This window comes from Verrucomicrobiaceae bacterium, from assembly GCA_016713035.1.
GTDB lineage: Bacteria > Verrucomicrobiota > Verrucomicrobiia > Verrucomicrobiales > Verrucomicrobiaceae > Prosthecobacter.
In genome coordinates this window covers 274,884-292,902 of sequence record JADJPW010000009.1, presented here as the reverse complement: position 1 = coordinate 292,902, position 18,019 = coordinate 274,884, and the positions used below count along the sequence as shown (strand labels likewise).

The 18,019-nt window shown below is 60.4% G+C and carries 14 protein-coding genes; 6 read left to right on the top strand and 8 right to left on the bottom strand.

Annotation, left to right across the window (positions count from 1 at the left end):
* Positions 1–288: 288 nt before the first annotated feature.
* A complete protein-coding gene (locus IPK32_22585) occupies positions 289–1,437 on the bottom strand; it encodes a 6-phosphofructokinase (GenBank protein MBK8094677.1) in 1,149 nt (382 codons plus the stop codon).
* Positions 1,438–1,549: 112 nt separating this feature from the next.
* On the opposite strand from IPK32_22585, the gene IPK32_22580 reads away from it, so the two are divergent.
* The 3 genes from IPK32_22580 to IPK32_22570 all read left to right on the top strand — a co-directional run bounded on the left by IPK32_22580 (position 1,550) and on the right by IPK32_22570 (position 4,391).
* The gene (locus IPK32_22580; protein MBK8094676.1) at positions 1,550–2,437 is read left to right on the top strand and encodes a DMT family transporter; all 888 of its coding nucleotides are present in this window, start codon (positions 1,550–1,552) and stop codon (positions 2,435–2,437) included.
* A gap of 66 nt (positions 2,438–2,503) precedes the next feature.
* Positions 2,504–3,961, top strand: a complete 1,458-nt coding sequence (locus IPK32_22575; GenBank protein ID MBK8094675.1) for a sulfatase — start codon at positions 2,504–2,506, stop codon at positions 3,959–3,961.
* Between the two features lie 70 nt (positions 3,962–4,031).
* Positions 4,032–4,391 (top strand): globin, encoded by a 360-nt coding sequence (locus IPK32_22570; GenBank protein ID MBK8094674.1) that lies wholly within the window; start codon positions 4,032–4,034, stop codon positions 4,389–4,391.
* Positions 4,392–4,428: 37 nt separating this feature from the next.
* Here the strand turns inward: IPK32_22570 and IPK32_22565 are convergent, their stop codons facing one another.
* Complete coding sequence (locus IPK32_22565; protein MBK8094673.1) at positions 4,429–5,139, bottom strand: hypothetical protein; 711 nt, start codon at positions 5,137–5,139, stop codon at positions 4,429–4,431.
* A gap of 118 nt (positions 5,140–5,257) precedes the next feature.
* On the opposite strand from IPK32_22565, the gene IPK32_22560 reads away from it, so the two are divergent.
* Complete coding sequence (locus tag IPK32_22560; protein MBK8094672.1) at positions 5,258–5,938, top strand: YceH family protein; 681 nt, start codon at positions 5,258–5,260, stop codon at positions 5,936–5,938.
* 187 nt (positions 5,939–6,125) lie between these two features.
* On the opposite strand, the gene IPK32_22555 is transcribed toward IPK32_22560, so the two are convergent.
* Entirely contained in the window at positions 6,126–6,863 is a 738-nt protein-coding gene (locus IPK32_22555; GenBank protein MBK8094671.1) for a hypothetical protein, read from the bottom strand.
* 432 nt (positions 6,864–7,295) lie between these two features.
* Here IPK32_22555 and IPK32_22550 point away from each other — a divergent pair, with 432 nt between their 5' ends.
* Together IPK32_22550 and IPK32_22545 are read left to right on the top strand one after the other, a co-directional pair.
* Entirely contained in the window at positions 7,296–7,943 is a 648-nt protein-coding gene (locus tag IPK32_22550) for a hypothetical protein (GenBank protein ID MBK8094670.1), read from the top strand.
* Between the two features lie 60 nt (positions 7,944–8,003).
* Positions 8,004–8,867 (top strand): ACT domain-containing protein, encoded by an 864-nt coding sequence (locus tag IPK32_22545; protein ID MBK8094669.1) that lies wholly within the window; start codon positions 8,004–8,006, stop codon positions 8,865–8,867.
* Here the strand turns inward: IPK32_22545 and IPK32_22540 are convergent.
* The 5 genes from IPK32_22540 to IPK32_22520 are packed head-to-tail and all read right to left on the bottom strand — an operon-like array spanning position 8,852 to position 18,016.
* A complete protein-coding gene (locus IPK32_22540) occupies positions 8,852–10,225 on the bottom strand; it encodes a hypothetical protein (protein ID MBK8094668.1) in 1,374 nt (457 codons plus the stop codon). The genes IPK32_22545 and IPK32_22540 overlap by 16 nt on opposite strands.
* Complete coding sequence (locus tag IPK32_22535) at positions 10,209–10,868, bottom strand: DUF4159 domain-containing protein (protein ID MBK8094667.1); 660 nt, start codon at positions 10,866–10,868, stop codon at positions 10,209–10,211. Before IPK32_22535 ends, IPK32_22540 begins: the two co-directional genes overlap by 17 nt.
* Positions 10,865–13,717, bottom strand: coding sequence for a hypothetical protein (locus IPK32_22530; protein MBK8094666.1), 2,853 nt, complete (start codon positions 13,715–13,717; stop codon positions 10,865–10,867). The genes IPK32_22535 and IPK32_22530 overlap by 4 nt, the downstream gene beginning before the upstream one ends.
* A 13-nt stretch (positions 13,718–13,730) precedes the next feature.
* Positions 13,731–15,914 carry a VWA domain-containing protein gene (locus IPK32_22525; GenBank protein MBK8094665.1) on the bottom strand — a complete coding sequence of 728 codons (2,184 nt, stop codon included), beginning with the start codon at positions 15,912–15,914 and terminating at the stop codon, positions 13,731–13,733.
* A complete protein-coding gene (locus IPK32_22520; protein ID MBK8094664.1) occupies positions 15,911–18,016 on the bottom strand; it encodes a BatA and WFA domain-containing protein in 2,106 nt (701 codons plus the stop codon). Before IPK32_22520 ends, IPK32_22525 begins: the two co-directional genes overlap by 4 nt.
* Between the last annotated feature and the right edge of the window lie 3 nt (positions 18,017–18,019).

Here is an 18,019-nt window from a genome sequence, read left to right as displayed (position 1 = left end):
ATGCTTCGCTTCATCATGATTTGTGAATTCATGAGATGAAGATGGGGAATCTAAACCGTCGAATTAGCGGTTAAAAAATCACAAAATCTCACGACGCGAAGCATAGATGCCATCGAAAGGCTGTCTGATGGTCGAAGTACGCACTCCTGCTAGCAACAGCGGTGTCGCGCCAAGGCTTGCCACACGCACTCCACGACGCTGCCGCGTTCCTCTGGGGTTCGTCTGTCTCGCAATCCCAGCAGAATGATTAGCACGTCATCTGTGCACCCACTTTCCGGATGAGCCGGATTACCAGGAGCTTAGATCATCGTGGAGCTGCTCCATCTCGCGGGAGAAGGCTGCACGCTCGGGCATGTCGGGGGAGCCGTAGGGGACGATCTCGATGTTGTTTTTTCGCAGAGCGGTGATGCCGTTGGTTTTGGGGGCGTTTTGGATGGTGCGCCAGGCGCAGTCGGCAAAGCGAGCTGCGAGGATGCAGTCCTGCGGGGTAGTATGGCCACCACGCTGGAGATGGCCGAGGACGGAGGGACGGACTTCGAGGTCGGGGAAGGGGGCTTTGGGGCGCTGGAAGTATTTTTGGAATTCGTCCATGAGCACGTAGGCGCGGTTGCGCTTCTGTGGGGGATCAAATTGGACGCCCTCAGCGACGAGGACGATTGCGTGACCGCGACCGCGTGTCATCGCGCCTTCGATCTTGGCCGCGAGTTTTTCCATGGCGGCGGCATTCAGTGGCCCTGGTTCTGGGGTGATGATCATTTCTGCGCCGGATGCGAGGCCGGCCATGCGGGCGAGATCCCCGCTGTCGCGCCCCATGGTCTCCAGCACCATGACGCGGCGGTGGCTGCGTGCGGTGTCGATGAAGTGATCGACGGCCCAAACCAGGGTGTTGACGGCGGTATCGACGCCTAGCGCCATGTCGGTGAATTGGAGGTCGTTGTCGATCGTGGCGGGGACGCCGATGACTTGCAGATCACTCTCTTCTGCGAGGAATCTTGCCCCGGTGAGTGAGCCATCACCCCCGACGACGACGAGGGCGCGGACGTTGAGTCCTTGGAGAAGGCGGAGGACTTTTGCGCGGACTTCTTTGTCATGAAATTCCAGGCAGCGGGCAGAGCCGAGGATGGTGCCGCCTTTGCCCATGATGCCGCTGACGCTGGCATGGTCCATCTGGATGAGGTCGAGATGTTCATTGATGAGACCAGCACGGCCGGGATGGCTGGCGATGGTCTTTTTCAGGCGGATGAGGGCCTCAGCGTCGCCATTGACGGCGCGGGCGGTGCGGACGAGGCCGCGGTAGCCGTCGCGTACGCCGAGCACGGCCACTTTTTCTCGGTTGAGTCCGAGGCGCACGAGGCCGCGAAGAAAGGCATTCATGCCAGGGGAGTCGCCACCGCTAAAGAGCACAGCGACGGCATTTTCGGGGTATGGAAGACTCATGGGGGAGGAAATGGGGCGTTTTACAGGGAAGGTGGGGGCTTGGCCTTAGCGAGCGCTTGAGATGTGGCAAGCGGTGAGCTTGCGAGGTGGCGCTGACGTGATAGAGGCCAGGGTGTCTCCCGCGCTCGCTACCACGCTCTACCCACTACTCGCTGCTATTTTATATGCTTTCGGGGCACTGGTGCTGAAGCGCAGCAGCGATCTCGGCGTCGGTGTCTGGCGCACCACCTTTGTGGCGAATCTGATCGTGGCGGGCCTGTTTTCGCTGCTGTGGCTGCTGGGTGGGCCGCCGGTGCAGCGGGAGTTGCTGTGGCAGCCGGGGGTGATCGCGCTGTGCTTGTTTGTCGGACAGCTTTCGCAGTTCCTAGCGCTGGATAAGGGGGATGTGTCGGTCGCGGTGCCCGTTTTCGGGCTCAAGGTGATCTTGGTGGCATTTTTGACGCCGATCCTCATCGGCGATGCGGTGAGCATGAAGCTATGGATCGCCGCTTTTTTGAGTGTGTTGGGCATTACCTGCCTTAACCAGCAGCAGGAGGGCAAAGCGCCGAAGAATCTCCTGATCACCTTTTTAGCGGGGGGGCTCGGGGCGGTGAGTTTCGCGGTTTTTGATGTGTTGGTGCAAAAATGGGGCCCGGCATGGGGTGCGGGTCGTTTGTTGCCCTGCATCTTTTGGATCAATGCGCTGCTTTCGTTCGGCCTGGTGTTCCGCTTCACGGCGCCATTGAGCGCGGTGCCAGTGCGGGCCTGGAAATGGCTGGTGGGGGGCTCTGTGCTGCTCGGAGTGCAGAGCATCACCTTTGTCAGCACACTGGCGGTGTATGGGAAGGCCACGAACGCGAACATCGTCTATGCATCGCGTGGGCTGCTCAGTGTGGCGCTGGTGTGGATGGTGGGGCACTGGTTCATGAATGCGGAGCAGCATCTCGGTGCACGGGTGATGCGCTGGCGCTTCATCGGTGCGCTCATGATGCTGAGTGCGATCGTGCTGGTGATCGTGTGAAGACAGCGCATCAAAGCAGCGCCCGACAGTCTGTATGATGGCTGCGTGGGATGCGTTTCACCCCACATGCGCACGCTACTCCTCCTCGCGGGTCTATTTTCACTCACTTCGCACGCTGCCGAGCGGCCGAACATCCTCCTCGTGATGGCGGATGATCTGGGATACGGCGATCTGGCCTGTTTTGGGGCCAAAGACTTACGTACACCGCATCTGGACCGCTTTGCCCGCGAAGGGCTGCGTCTCACCAGTTGCTACGCTGGCCATGCGAACTGCTCACCCTCACGCGCGGCACTCATGACAGGCCGCACACCCACGCGTGTCGGTATCCGGGACTGGATCCCAGAGGAGTCGCCCGTGCATCTGCGCAGCAGTGAGGTCACCATCGCACGGCTTTTGCAGCAAAATGGCTATGCCACCTGCCACAGTGGGAAATGGCACCTCAATGGCCACTTTAACCAGCCCACGCAGCCGCAGCCCAGCGATCACGGCTTTGATCACTGGTTCTCCACGCAGAACAACGCCTACCCCAGCCACCGGGCCCCAGATAACTTCGTGCGCAACGGCACCGCTGTCGGAAAGCTCACTGGCTATGCCGCGCAGCATGTGGCGGATGAGGCCCTGCGCTGGCTCGATGCCCGTTACAAGGACAAGCCCTTCTTCCTCTACGTCTGCATCCATGAGCCGCACGAGCCAATCGCCTCCGATGCCAAGTACACCGCACTCTATCCGCATGCAGACCCCGCCTACTCGGCCCATCACGGCAATATCTCACAGATGGACGCCGCCTTTGGCCGGCTCATGCAGAGGCTCGATGAGGCCCAGCTTCGTGACAGCACGCTAGTCCTCTTCACCAGTGACAATGGCCCCGCCATCACCGCACAGCACCCCTACGGCAGCTCCGGTCCGCTGCGGGACAAGAAAGGCTCGCTCTACGAAGGCGGCATCCGCGTCCCTGGCATCCTGCGCTGGCCCGGCCACACCCAGCCTGGCACCACCAGTGACGAGCCCATCTGCCACACCGACTTTCTACCCACCATCTGCGCTATTACCGGCATCCCCGCGCCGGGGGACCGCCAGCTCGATGGCGCTAGCTGGCTGCCGATCTTGGAAAAAAAGCCCGTGCAGCGCAGCACCCCGCTCTACTGGCATTTCAATCGTGCCTCTGGTGGCCCCAAAGTGGCGATGCGCCAAGGCGACTGGAAAATCCTCGCCACACTCGACAAAGAGCCCGCGGCAAAGGGCAACAGCATCACCGAGCAGAGCGAGCGTGAATTTAAGGAGGCCAAACTCGATCAATTCCAGCTCTACAACCTCCAAGACGACCTGGGCGAAAAAACCGATCTCGCCACCATCTTCCCCGAAAAGCTCCAGGAGCTCAAAAAACTCCTTCAGGCTAAATATGCCGAGGTACAGGCCGAATCACCCGCCTGGCCTGCCTGGGAGTTCACCGGCAGCGAAGGCAAAAAAATCCAGTGGCCCGACTACGTGAAGAAAAAGCAAGCCAAGGCCAAAAAAGCCAAGTGAGAGCTATAAAATCGAGCAAAGGCACTTGCCAAGGGACTCCCTGCGGGACTTTGCAGGTACCGCCCCACCCATGGACCCCATTTCCCAACTCTATGCTCAAGTCGGCGAGGAGAAACTCCGCGCCATGGTCGCCGCCTTTTACCGCCGCATGCGCAGCGATGACCTGATCGGCCCCATGTATCCGCAGGATGACTGGGAGGGCAGTGAGAAGCGCCTCGCAGACTTCCTCGTGTACCGCTTTGGCGGCCCGCAGACCTACATCCAGGAGCGCGGCCATCCCCGGCTACGCGGGCGGCACATGCCCTTTCCCATCGGCCAGGCAGAGCGAGATCGCTGGCTCACTACCATGCAGGATGCCATGACCGAGGTCGGCATCCCGGCTGACTCTGCGCCGCTCATCACCGCCTTTTTACTCAAGTCGCTGACATGATGCGGAACCAGCCGGGTTGATGCTTTTAATAACGGATTCAGCGGCCGAAACGCATGCCCTGATGCGCGGCACGCATGTCATGATTTGCTCTGTCCGCCACCGCCGCGAAAGGAGGTGGTGAGGGCTGCGATGGAGCAGCCGCCATCACCGGTGCCGAAACGGACATGTGCGGCATCGGAGCAGGCGCAGAAGCCGTCACTACCGAAGGGCGGCCACCACCACCTAAGCCAGCTCCTCCGCCGTGGCCGCTATGACTGCCACCGCCACCACCACCCTGGAACATCGGCGGCATCATCTGAGGCTGGCTAGAAGGCACCATGGCCCCGTGACCATGGCCGCGACCATGACTAGATCCACCCCCACCGCTGCGGAAACCGCCGCCGCCACCACTCCCACCACCACCATGGTGTCCACCATGGCCCGAGGACGGTGTCGTCATGATCATCGGAGCGCTGCCACCGTGATGATGCCCAGAGCCCGAGTATCCAGGGCGTCCGTAGGAAGAGCTGCGGAAAAACGGAGTCGGGCGGCTTTGATAAACCACAGGTGGCGGACAGTTCCGCTGCACCACCACACGCGGCGTCGGGCAGTAACCACGACCATAGTAACCACCGCCGTTGTATCCGCTGTTGTAATACGAGCCAGGATACGAGCCGCCCCAGGTCAGCGGATCATCATACACATAGCAGGAGGAGAGAGAGACCGCGCAGAGTGCTGCGCCGAGCAGGGGGAGGAGTTTCGTCTTCATGGCAGGACATCAGACTCATTACCGGGTCTTCTATTCAGAAAATTTGCACCCAGCATGCACCCGAGCGACATTTTCAAAGGAACTCCCCCTCCTGCCCCCCATTCAACAGCCCCTCCCCATGTCCGCAGAATCCGCCACCACCGCCATCCCATCCACCCTTTCGCCCGAGGAGGTCCGCGTCCTCGGCTGCCTCATCGAAAAAGAGATCACCCTCCCGGATTACTACCCGATGACGCTCAATGCCCTCGTCACCGCTTGCAATCAGACCACCAACCGCGAGCCCCTCATGCAGCTCGATGACACCACCGTCGCCCAGGCACTCGAAAACATGAAATCACGCGGCTACGTCTATCAGGTGAACATCGTCGGCGCCCGCGTGCAAAAATTCCGGCATAATCTCAAAGGCAAATGCCCCGACCTCGAAAAGGCTCAAATCGCCCTGCTCTGCATGCTCCTACTGCGTGGTGCCCAGACTGCCGGCGAGCTCCGCCAGCGCACCGAGCGCCTCCACACCTTTGAGGACATGAAAGCCGTGGAGGACACCCTCATCAGCCTCATCGGCTACCGTGACGGCCCACTCATCAAATGCATCCCCGCCGGTCCCGGCTGCCGCGTGGCGCAGTACATGCACCTCTATTGTGGGGATGTAGAGCCAGAGGCCATCGCCACCCCCATCATCAGCGCCCCATCCCCGGCTGCCGCCGCCGATGCCGAGTGGCGGGCCAAGATCGAGGCCGAGATCGCCCTCCTCAAAGGCCAGATCGCACGCCTCCAAGACCTCGCAGGCACGGTGCGTTGACGCATTTGTCCGAACCGCATTGCCCCCTACTCCTAGCTCGCCAGAGCAATGACTCCGAACCCGAGCTCCCAGCAGCCTACCAAGCCAAAATCTTCGTTCACAGCGAAGTGCTGGCTTTGAGAAAGCGTTTTTGGAAGAGAGCTTAAGCTGACTGAAGGCCATCTCGCTCATTTGCACCCGGTCCAAGCTATGGGGACTTACTTCCCCTTCTGCGGCTATTCAGGAGGAAAAATGAGCTGAACATGGCCAGCAGTCCTGACGCAGGCTCTGGCACGATAGCTAAAGAAACGCCGTCTATGAAGGCATAACCACGATCTGACTCGTTATTCTGGCCAATAGCCGAGAAGGTTAGTCGATAGTTTCCGCTTCCCCCAAAGCTGCTGATCTGAGTGCTGCCCTTGCTCCAGAACTGATCCGGGACCATGGGAAACAGGCCAGATGCGTTTGTGGTGAATGACCCATAGCTTTGTGAACTCATGGTGGACAAGTCCGTCAACTGCACACTCCAGCCGCCTGGGGCTATATTACCTGTCACACTCCCGCTAAGGCGATTGTATAATCCTCCCGAAGCAAAGCTGAAATCCAATTGGTAAGTCCCATTTAAAGCCAAGTCTTGCCACAAATAGCCTGAGGTAGTCGGAGAAAACTCACCCGCAATAAAGTGGGGAACATCCCAGGGCGTCGGCAACCCTCCTGGATTACCGACTTCAGGCAGAGGGGTATTGTAATACGTTTTTTCTTTTACCCACCTAGTGCTCCCCGCAGAACGACCCCAGTAATCTGGAGCTGAGCTATCCGAGGTCTCTGGAAAGAGGAAAAAATCTTCTACAAACGAGGTCCCCTGCTCAAAAGAGCCATTTTGAATTTGGGCCAAGGCAGAGGCTGCAGGAAGAAAAAAGATCAGCGTGGATAGGAGCATCTTCATAGCAGACCTAAAGAAGCAGGATACTTGCAGGCACGCGAGTAAGCATACTGTTATACTTGTTCCAAAAAGGTTCGGCATAGTCAGAAAGATGTAGGACTACGATGGCGGCCTAAGATGCATCGACCCGGAATAAGAAAAAATGGAGCCACGACATTTTGTCTCCACAAAATGTTTCATCTTCAAGCTTTGATTCCCTATTGCCGCTGTGAAATTGAAGTCATGCATGCAAGTGCCCTCACAGGTTAAGTTTTCGATATTTTTGCCAAAGAGAAGGAGCATTACCGAATGGGTAAGTAACCTGCGAGTCGGTGCCTGCATCCTTGACCATCCGGCGTCGCCGTCCCAGCATAGGCGCAGTTGCACATGAGTTTTCCTGCCAATAAGTAGCCAAGTTCAAAGTAATGAGGAAGTGGATGGAGAAGGGAGTTTTAAATGATGCCCGGCATTTACATCGTCATCGTTAGTGGGTTAGCCATGCTCATTGCTTTTGAGTGTGGCAGGCGCCTTCTCATCTGCGCGAATCTACAGCGCTGGCTGACAGGTACGTGGTTTTGGTTTTTTCTTGCCTGGGTGATGGCGGGCGTGACCTCGTATGTCTGCGAAGATGGGGTAGTAGTGGTTTTCTGCACAGTGATGAGCGCTTTCACTCAGTTGTTCGCCATGGGCATCGCTTCGTGGCTGATCACTCGTTTTCGATTTCGCTATCGGCCAGCGTTACGCAATTGGGTTTTGGCTGCCATCAGCCTCATGACGGGCTTTTACATGCTTTGGAACAAGAGTCGCTTCTTTGGTATTCCTTATCAGGTGATGTCGCTAGCATTCCAAAACAAGGCCCCGTTGGTTTTCACGGCTCTGGAATTTAAATCCGAAGCTTGGACGGATTATAGAGCTACGATGAAGGTCGAGTTTCCGCCAGGAGTCCTACAGCAAGTGCTCACGAGCATGGGCACACCCCACATAGAAAATGATGAGCAGGTATTCTCTTGGGTGAAGGAAGTAGGAACGCAAAACGCACACGGTGCCAGTGTCCGTGTTGGCAAAGACATGAACCGAGCGGAGATCACTTATTGGGCCGAGTGAAGAAAACTCCGTCACCATTGACCACAACGCATCTCCAGCGCAGCATGCCTTCCACCTTTCATGAGCACATCTGCCGACCAAATCATCGCCTGCCTCGGGCCCGAGGGGAGTTTTTCGCATCTGGTCACACAGAGGCGCTTTCCAGGGGCCCGTGTGAGTCTGCGGGAAAACATCGGGGATGTGTTCGACTTCATCACCGCGAATCCAGCAGCATTGGGCATCGTGCCGATTGAGAATTCCTCCGGTGGCTTCATCATCGACACGGTGGACAGGCTCATCGATGCGCGGTGTGTGCTGTGCATCCAGGAGGAGCTGACTCTGGATGTGAAGCTCGCGCTGCTAGGCCGCGTAGGTGAGGCGGTGACGGCGATCCACTCCCATGCGATGCCGTTTTATCATGGGGATGAGTGGCTCAAAGCACATTACCCGCAGGCCAAACGCATCGTGGAGGCTAGCACCGCCAAAGCCGCAGAAAAAGCCGCCGCTACGCCCGGTGCAGCCGCCATCGGCCCACGCCAAAATGCCCAGCGGCATGCCCTGGAGGTGCTGCACTTCCCCATCGCGGGCGAGGTGCCCAACATCACCCAATTCTTCCTCATCGGCCATGCGGTCAATACCCCCGACACAGCGCATAACCGCACCGCGCTGGTCGTGGAGCTACCAGATAAGCCGGGCAGCCTATGCCGCTTTCTCACGCCCCTCAGCGAGAGTGGTGTGAACTTAAAACGCCTGGAGTCCCGCCCCATCCGTGGCCAGCCAAACAAGTACCGCTTCTACATCGAGGTGGAGGGAAGTGTGGCCGAGCCCCGCGTCCACGCTGCCTTTGCCCAGACCGAGGCAGATGGCGCCTCTCTCTGCGCCGCATCGGCTCATACACGAGCGGGAGCCGTTTCGAGTCGTGAGAAGGCTCACTTCCTCTTTTGATGCGCCACAGGCGGCCAGAAGTCGTCCCATTCAAAGGGGCGGCTGAATTCGCCGTGGTGGCACTTGGTGCAGTCGGAGGCGCTGAGCTTGCGGAAGTGGAAGGTAATGGCGTCATTGCCTTTCAGCCGCTCATCGACGTGGCGACCACCTGCACCGTGGCAGGACTCACAGCCGACGTTGGCGAGCTGTTTGCCTTGGAAGGCACGCTGGTAGCCGCTTTCTGCGCCGAAGCCCACGGTGTGGCAGCCGATGCAGTTCGGATCGGCATCCGAGTCACGTAGCTTCAGTGCTTCAAAGGCACGTGCATGGCCGCTTCGTTGCCAAATCGCATACTCCGCCGCGTGGCAGGCCGCGCAGGACTCACTGCCGCGAAAGGCCGACTGCATGCGCACGCCAGGCACAGCGTCTTTGCGCACACGCAACGGGTCGTCGATGGCCAGCTTGGCGGCTCGCACCTCATCACGATAGTCCTGGGCGTGTTGGAGGATGGTTTTATTCTCCGGGATCAGCTCATGCATGGTGAGGATCTCCTGCTTCGCGCCTTCCAAGGTGCCACGAGCGGTCAGGCGGGCTTCGAAAAGGCCCAGCGCACGGCTTTGATTTGTCGTCGCGAAAATGTAGGAGCGATTGGCCTTCATCAGATCCTGTGAAGGCTGCCGCACATCGCCACCTAGGATCACGGCAAACTCAAAGAAGCGTGCCGCCAGGGCCTGCATCGTGGCTTCATCCGCAAAGGCCAGCAGCACCAGCACATCGGCACCTTTTTTCAGTGCAGGCAGGTGCTGGCTGATGACGGAGGCGGGATCCAGCAGTGTGAGGCCCGCACCGAGCTTCGTTTCACCGACAGAGCGCGGATCGACGATGCCGATGACGCCGTACGTCACTCCGCCGGCCTGTACATGCAGCCAAGGCCGCGCCAGGGGCTGCTGCGTCGCTGCATCGGCGACGTTCGCACTCAGCATGGGCACGGGTGAGTCGGCGATGAGGCTGCGCAGCGTCTCCGCGCTCAGCGCGGCCTCTCGCTTGCCGAGATTCAGCGCATGAAAGCCACTCTCCGCAAAAGCACGTCGCACATGCCGATAGTGAATGACTTGGTAATCCTCTGCGCCGGTGATGGCATCCCCCGCATCGACGCGCAGTGACTCCAGCTTCTCCGCTGCAAAGACAGACTTCACGCGCGAAAGGCCGCCGCCTTGGCCTTCAAAGCAGCCACAGGGCTCGATGCGGCCTGAGACATCACAAGTGAGGTGAATGCGCAGGTCTTTAGGCGCGGGAGGCGGCGCTGGGGGCTTTTCACAACTCACCAGCACAGTCACGAGTAGTGGCAGCAGTGCGAGTCGTTCAATACAGCAGCGCATAGACCAGCAGATTGATGTTCATGAGCATGCTTTCATGCACTTCGTTACCACCGCAGCAGCAGCAGCCTTTGGTGTGATCGGTGTCGTTGAGCCCTTCGGCAGAGAAGACGAGGGCGAGGCGCCCGTCGATCTCGATGCCGTGGAGCATCGTGGTGCCGCCTTTTTTCTTCTCCAGGTGCAGGGCGGGCACTTTGTGGACCATGTCGAATATGGGATGCGTCATGGGGATGATTTTGAGCGGCGAGTCGGGCAGCACGCCTTCGATTTCGCGCTTGAAGGCGGCGACCCAGGGCTGGTCGGAGCAGCCAGGGCTGGCGACCATGAAGCCGCCGCGCTGGAGGTAGGAGCGCAGGTTCTCGCGCTCCTTCACGTTGAGCTTGAAGTCGCCAGTGCCGGTGAAGACGCAAAATGGCGTCTGAAACAGCTCTTCGTCGCCGAGTTTGAGCTTCAGAAACCTCGGCTCAATGTTCATGCCCGTGATCCGTGCGGTTTCGCCGAGGAAGTAGTCGGCAAAGCAGACCGAAGTCTTCTCATCCATCGAGTATACCAAGTTTCCGCAGGTGATGCGAAAGGGCGTCAAATCGGCTGCAAAGGCCGAAAAAGTCAAAAAAACGGCCCAAAGGCCAAACAACGCGGTTTTCATGGTTGGACGGGTTTTTCAGGTTGGGGAGGCAATGGAAGCGTTTTGCCCTTGGGGGCTGTAATGCGCTCAAAATAGGCCTCGGTGAGGCCGCGATACTGCTCGATGAGCGAGGCGGCAGGCACGGCATCGGTGGCGCGGTTCACCTCGGCGGCTCCGGTGCTCACATCGGACTTGGTGATGACGGGAGCGGCGGCTTCTGGGCTACCGGGTGGTGTTTGGCCATCACCCATGCCTTTGCTGACGCGGCCTAACGGTGGCTCGGCACCATAGACGTTCTGTGAGCCTGCGGGATCATCACCGCTCATGAATCCGCCCATGCCCATGCCTTCGGCACCACTGCGGCCTTTGCCTTGGCCGAATTTTTTGCTCTGCATCATCTGCTGGAACTGGGCACCCATGCCCATGCCGGGTTTCATGCACTGACTGAGGCTGAGGAATTGATCCAGCTCGTCGCTCATCGGCCCTTCGCCGCCTTTGCATTGGCCAAAGAGGGCCCGCATCTCCTGCTCCAGCCGCTGGGCACCCTGGTGGCCGCCTTTGCCGTCTCCTGCGAGCATTTTGCCTGCGGCGAGTCCGGCGAGGTGATCCATGCGCACTTGTTCGATGGCTTCGGCGAGTTTTTCGGCGCTGGAGGCGGCTTTGGGGAATTTCTCTCCGGCGGCTTGGGCGTCCTCGCGCAGTTGTTCGGCGAGTTGGCGCAGGTGCTCGCCGATTTCGCGTTCGGTGGCCCCGAGGTCTTGCACGGCGAGGCGGTCGGCTTCGCTGGGGTTCTTTTTGTTCAGGTAAGGCTCACTCTGCGCGGTGATCTCTTGCTGCTTTTCAAAGAGCGCTTTGAAAAGATTGAAGTCCTTCATGATCTCCTGGAGCTGCTGCATCTCGGCGATGGCTTTTTCGATCTTTTCTTGCGCTTCCTGCTGCGCACCGGCCATGCGCTCGTGGTGTTCTTTGGCGGCATCGGCCAGGGATTTTTCTGCGGACTGGCGGTCTTGTTGGTTTTGCTTCACGGAGTCGCGGATTTTTTGCGCTTCCTTCTTCAAGTCTTCAGCGAAACTCTTTTCGACTTCGTAGAGCGGGGATTCATCGACGAATTTTTCCATGCGCTCAGCGGACTTGAGCAGTTCTTCGTTCAGTTTGGCCTGCTCCTGTTTCAAAGCGTCCTTTTGCTTGGCGTCGGTGGCTTTGGCGGCTTGTTCGGCGAGCTGCTTTTGCTGGTCGAGGAGCTTTTGGTGCTCGCCCATGAGTGAGTCGTATTTTTTCTCCAAATCGGCCACTTCATGCTGCTGGCGGAGGAAGTCGTTGTACTGCGCTTTGGAGATGACGGTGAGCCTGCGAGTATCGGTGCGGGCGACGTGTGGCGGACTGGGGTGGGTGTCGATGGCCTCGGCAAAAAGGGTGATGACATCGCCCGCCTTGGCACCGGCGGCGAGTGGGGCGGTGAGCGTTTCCTGCCGCGTGATCTTGGTGAACTCACGCACGATGGGCGTATCGAAAACTCCGTTGCGGCTGATGTGCAGGCGCATGGTTTTCAGGCCGTAGTCGTCACTGGCGGCGATCTGGGCATTGAGATCATGGCCTTCGACGACGAAGCCATCCCGCTCAGGCGAGTGAATGGCGATCTGTGGTGCCAAATCATGCGTGACGGCAAAGGCGCTGGCCTTTTCGGCATCGGATGGGATGCCGCCGATGTCAGTGAGTGAAAAGCTCATGCGCCCACTGTCGGTGGCGATGAAGTGGCCGGTGACTTCATCCGGCTTTTCCGCGTCGGGCGTGAGCTGGATGGTCTGTGGGGCAGCGGAGGCTGTGGTGAGGATGATGGTGCCGTTTTTGAGCGGGCGGTTCGATCGTAGCCGGAAGTGGACATCGGAGCCTTTCAGGGCGCTGAGGCCTTCAAAGGCAAATTCGCCGCCTTTGGGCCGCAAACCGGTGTAGGCAGGCGGTGTGACGCTGACGTTGGTGGCGAGGAATTGCGGCGTGAGCATCACGGTGAGCGGATGGGCGCGGCTACGGCTCCAACTGCCTTTTGTGTGTGCGTGGATGAGGAGGTTGGTGCGCACGTCTTCGATCTTTTGCACGAAGACTCCCTTTTCCTCCGCGAACATGGGCAAGGTGATGGCTTTGTCCGGCTCACCGGGCGGGTGGGCGGTCAAAAACAGCTCATCGGGGTCATGCCCTGCCCAGCGGCACTTCACGGTGAAGCTCTCGCGGTAGAGCACGCTGGCACCGGTCACGGTGGGCTGCTCCAGCCAAAGCCGTGTCATGGAAAAGGGCGGATGATCCCCGAGTGGATCGAGAAAGCGGATCAAGGTGGTGGTGAAAGCCGTGAAGGTGAGTGCGGCGACGAGTACGAAGCCTGCGGTGGCCCACGCGGCATGCTTCGCACGGCGGGGCACATCAGGTTCGCGGGTGAGGGGCAGCATCTTCACCTCACGCACGCTGGCGGCGGCATCTTGGACGGCCTGCGCAGCGAGCGTGCGTGTGAGCTCGCTGGTGCTGGTGTTTTCACCCGCGAGGAATTTTTCCCGCAGTTGCAGTACATTGATGAGCTTGCTGCCCAGAGCGGGCTCGCGGCTTTCCAGCAGCCGCGCGGTGCGCTCGGGCGGGTTTTGCACCTTCCAGGCCTGCCAGAGGAGCCAGGTCAAAGCGCTGGCAATCACCGCAAGGGTGCCGAGAGCAAGCGTGAGCCGCGTGCGGGCCTCCAGGTGCAGAGTGACATCCGCGACGAGCAGCAGCGTGATGAGCAGCAGCAGCCATGGGATGCCGCGTAGCAGCCAGCCAAAGGCCCGCTGCCGCTGCCAGGCGCGATCCGCGCCTTGCAGCCGTGTCATGAGGTGTGAGAGCGAGTCGTTCATACTGAAAAAGTGGTCACGTCAGTCCCCAGCGACGGCGAAGATACCAGTCCAGCGCCAGCAGCGCTATGATCAAATAAAGCACCCAGGCATGATCCCATAGGCTGATGAGGCGATGACGTGGATCACCGCTGCGCAGCGACTCACGCAGCGTGGTGATGTAGTCGGCGAGATCGGTGGCCTCGATCATGCGACCGCCGCTGCTTTCAGCGAGTTTTTTCAAATAGGTGCGGTCGGTGGCGACTTCGGTGGATTCACGGTTTTCTTCAAAGACCATGAAGCGTGCGGTCTGCGTGCTGCCATCCGCCAGCCGTGTCTCCACGCGGTAACGGCCCTTTTTGGCCGGGACGTAGCGTGCCTCAAAGGCGAGAGGATCATCCGTGCGGCTCATGGTGACGGGCACGGGCGCATCATCGCCAGTGGTGATGCGTAACTGCGGCGTGGCGGGTGCAGCGCTGCCTTTTTTCAACTGCATGCGCAGGAAGATTTCCTGCCCGAGGGGCAAGTTCGCCGTGCTGGCGCGGAGTCGGTGTTGCGAGCCGGAAAAGTGCTCGGAGCCGGCGATCATCCACACCAGCACCTGATCCCAAAAGCGGTCAAAGAGCGAGTCACGCGCGGCATCGGCACTCTGAAAGGCCCAGTGCCACCAGTCACCCGCACCGAGGGCTAGCACCTGACCGCGACCGACCGGACGGTGGATGATGACATCCGCCCCAGTGCCGAGCACGGCATCCCGCGTGGCGGCCAGGGTAGCAGCGAGGGGCTGTTTTTCCTTCACACGCAGAGTGCTGGTGAGCGGAGGGAGCACACGCGTGCCGGTGCGGAAGCTCTCGAGCAACTGCATGGGCGCGGCGCTGCGGCCCTCGCGCTGGATTTGCAGGTCGGCGGTGACGGTGGGTGTGTCCTCCCAGGTCACGGGCTCCAAAATGGCCGCCGCAGTGGGATCGAGGCCACTTTTGCCACGCAGGCAGATGAGGCTGGCACCGGACACGCGCACGGCATCGACCAGCGCGGCCTGTTGCTCTTTGAGCAGGATTTGGCCACACTTCGCACCGAGGAGGATGATGTCATACGCGGCGAACTCCTGCGCGGTGGCTGGGAGCACGAGGCTGTCCTGGCCGGGCGTCTTGCGGATGCGGCGCAGGCGACCGGGGGCGAACTGGATGACGGCATCGAGGTCGATCTTGTCATTCCGCATGAGGCTACGCTGGATGAAGGTGCTGTCCCAGTAAGGATCGCCTTCGAGGAGGAGCACGCGCACTTTGTCATCGAGCACGTTGAGGTAGGTGATGGCGCTGTTGTTGGCGGTCTCGTTTTCGCGGTAGAGCGGCAGGGCGCGGACCTCGAACTCGACTTGGCCTGCCTGCTCCTCGGCGACGGTGAACTCGATGGGCACCTCCGCCTCCTGGCGTGTGGCGACTTGCTTAGAGTCCACCACTTTGCAATCACGCAGGAGCTGCACGGTGAGGAACTCATTCTCACAGCCAGTAAAGCGTGCGACGGTGCTGATGCGGCTCTTTTGACGCAGGTAGCAAAAGGGCTGGTTGTTGGTCATGCGCAGGCTGACATCACGCACCTGTCCGGCCGCCCCGATGGGCACGGTGATGATGGGTACGCTGCGTGCACGGGCTGCGAGCGCGGTCTTGGCCGCAGTGGTCATCTCAAAGTCATGGCCGTCTGTGATGAGCAGGAGCGCGGCGGCGGTCTCCTCACGCCGCAGGCTGTGCAGCATGGTGGTGACGGCATTGTGGACGCGGGTGTCGGTGCCTTCGGCACGCAGCGTGGGCAGATCTGCCACGCTGATGCCCCGCACCTCGTCATCAAAGGTGGAGAGGCGCAGGCGTAGCCGCTCGTCATCGAGTCCGGCCTCGCTGATGAGCTGCGCGGCGGCATCGATGCGCTTCACGGAGCGTGCGGCATCGGTTTGATTCATGCTGAGGCTGGTGTCGATGCCAGCGAGCACGACGATGTCTTTTTTCTCCTCCGGCAGCTCCACCCGCCGCGCGGGGCGCAGCAGGACCAGCAGCAGCAAGGCGACGCCGAGCAGGCGCATGAGTGTGAGCAGCAGCGCTTTGGCGTAACCGAGCCGCAAAGCATTGCGCAGGCCCAAAACACCGAAAAACAGCACACAAACCGCTGCGAGCACGCACCACTGTGGCCAGCCGGGAATGGGATCAAACTGGATGTCTGTGGGGATCATGCGGTTTTCCTCCTCACATGGGTTTGCAGCAGCGTTTCGACGGCCAGCAGCGCGAGCGCGGCCCACACGAACCAGTGAAATACCGGCGATCCGTGGGCGACCTCATGGTAATCGGTGCCGGTGGTGAGCTGGTGCGCGTTCACAGCGTCTTGCGCGGCCTGCTGCGGCACGGTGTCGCCTTCCAGCCGCCGCAGGTCACTTTCCTCCGGCGAGATGTTCGCGGCGAGGAGGGCGACGAGGCGCTTTTTCGCATCCAGCAGGGTGTAGAAGCCCGGTTCACGTGCGGAGATGCTGAGCATGACTCGCTGGCCATTGTTTGCGCGGTTTGAGAGGATGGGACGGCCCGCAGGACTGGTGAAGTCGGTTTTTTCGACCTCTGCTGCCCAGGCCTCTGTTTCCATGCTGTCTCCAGGTTCGTGACGGAGTGTGGAGGTGCGCTCGCCACTGAGCTGCGCGGTGATTTCCTGAATCCACGCGGGAAAGAGACGCTGGCGAGCGATGTTGCTGGCGATCTCCGCGACGCTGAAATTCCCCATCAGCAGTGTGCCGAGGCCGGGGGTGCCCTGCGCGAGTGCGGGTGTGCCATCCGCGTAGGTGAGCAGCACTTCGGCGCGGTCTGCGGCGGAGCATTGCCACGTCTCATAAAAGGAGAGTTGGGAGAGCCCGTCACGCCCCGTGCCGCGAAACAAGCGTAGGAAACGCGAATCGAACTGCCCAAAGGCGATTTGGGCTCCTTCGGCCCCTGGAGCGCTGACATCGCGCCGGGTGCTGAGGCGCAGCGGCACGGCATCCGGCTGCGTGAACCAATCTGCCAAGGAGCGGGCGTTTTCGGCATCAAATTCACCATCGAGGAAATAGAGTGCTCCGCCGCCGGACTTGAGAAAATCCGCCAAAGCTCGGATTTGCGGCTGGGGGAGCTTCCCGAGCCGCGTGAGCACGATTTTCGATGAGGAGGCCAAATCCGCCGGAGTGAGCGTGGTGGCCCGCACACGGCGTGGGAGCAGTGAACCGGCGTTTTCGGCGTAGGGATTGATCGCAGCCTCCAAAAAGCGCAGTGTGAGGCTGTCGTCCGCGTCATCGGTGGCGAGGATGACCTCCTCCTTCTCCGTCACATGCAGTGGCAGGTGAAAGGCATCATCCAGCGGCAGGGAGTCACCGTTTTTCAGCCGCACGATGAGGGTGTGCCATCCAGGGCCAGGGGCGCGGATTTGCATGGAGAGGCGCTGCACGGACCACGCAGCGGTCTGCGCCCGTGCCTCAAAGCTCACCCGGCCATCGATCACCGCCTCCAGCGGCTCATCGAGCGCTGTGGCACTGTGATTGGCGATTTGCACACTGAGGGTGACATCTCCGCCACTGAGCACCGCGCCGGAGCTGATCTCCGCGTGCGTGACCGCGCGGTTCGCCGCAGCGGGGGCCTGCGCATCCCCCACAGGCACGAAGAACACGCGGCAGTGCTGCGGTAGCGCGGTGAAGGCTGTGTCAGACCAGTTCGTGCGCTGGAAATCGGAGATGAAATAGACCTCAGAGGTGTCTTTGACCTCACGCAGCAGGGTGGCAGCGGTTTCGACCGCTTTGCTGAAGTCCGCCCGCTCATAGCCGGAGCCGAGGGTCTGGATGAAGGCGCGTGCAGCCGAGGTGTGGGTGGAAAAGTCGCTGAAACAGGCCGCGCTGTCACGCCCAGCGGCGATGACCTGCACCACATCCTCCGCGCCGAGGCTATCGAGAATGCGCAGCGCCTCCGCGCCTGCACGCCCACGTAGAGTCATGAGTCCATCCGGCTTCTCCATGCTGAAGCTGTGATCCAGCACGATGACGACATGCCGCAGCTGATTGGCCTGCGGTGGCGTGCCCCCCGTGCGCGGCAAAAATGGCTGCAAAAACGCCAGCAGTGCCAGCGCCGCGACGAGTACCCGCACCAGCGTGAGCAACCAGTGCCGCCAACGCATGAGCTTGCTGCGCTGCGCGATGCTTTTGCGAATGAACTCGACGGAGGAGAATAAAATGAGCCGCGGGAACTTCCGGTTGAGCAAATGAATCACCACCGGCACCGCGAGCAGCGGTGCCAGGATGGGGAGCAGAGGCAGGTTTTGGAAGAACATGGA

Coding starts and splice junctions, on each gene's coding strand:
- IPK32_22530 (MBK8094666.1), bottom strand. CDS start 13,717: ATGAACGACTCGCTCTCACACCTCATGACACGGCTGCAAGGCGCGGAT.
- IPK32_22535 (MBK8094667.1), bottom strand. CDS start 10,868: ATGAAAACCGCGTTGTTTGGCCTTTGGGCCGTTTTTTTGACTTTTTCG.
- IPK32_22520 (MBK8094664.1), bottom strand. CDS start 18,016: ATGTTCTTCCAAAACCTGCCTCTGCTCCCCATCCTGGCACCGCTGCTC.
- IPK32_22560 (MBK8094672.1), top strand. CDS start 5,258: ATGTCCGCAGAATCCGCCACCACCGCCATCCCATCCACCCTTTCGCCC.
- IPK32_22525 (MBK8094665.1), bottom strand. CDS start 15,914: ATGATCCCCACAGACATCCAGTTTGATCCCATTCCCGGCTGGCCACAG.
- IPK32_22545 (MBK8094669.1), top strand. CDS start 8,004: ATGAGCACATCTGCCGACCAAATCATCGCCTGCCTCGGGCCCGAGGGG.
- IPK32_22555 (MBK8094671.1), bottom strand. CDS start 6,863: ATGAAGATGCTCCTATCCACGCTGATCTTTTTTCTTCCTGCAGCCTCT.
- IPK32_22540 (MBK8094668.1), bottom strand. CDS start 10,225: ATGCGCTGCTGTATTGAACGACTCGCACTGCTGCCACTACTCGTGACT.
- IPK32_22585 (MBK8094677.1), bottom strand. CDS start 1,437: ATGAGTCTTCCATACCCCGAAAATGCCGTCGCTGTGCTCTTTAGCGGT.
- IPK32_22550 (MBK8094670.1), top strand. CDS start 7,296: ATGATGCCCGGCATTTACATCGTCATCGTTAGTGGGTTAGCCATGCTC.
- IPK32_22570 (MBK8094674.1), top strand. CDS start 4,032: ATGGACCCCATTTCCCAACTCTATGCTCAAGTCGGCGAGGAGAAACTC.
- IPK32_22575 (MBK8094675.1), top strand. CDS start 2,504: ATGCGCACGCTACTCCTCCTCGCGGGTCTATTTTCACTCACTTCGCAC.
- IPK32_22565 (MBK8094673.1), bottom strand. CDS start 5,139: ATGAAGACGAAACTCCTCCCCCTGCTCGGCGCAGCACTCTGCGCGGTC.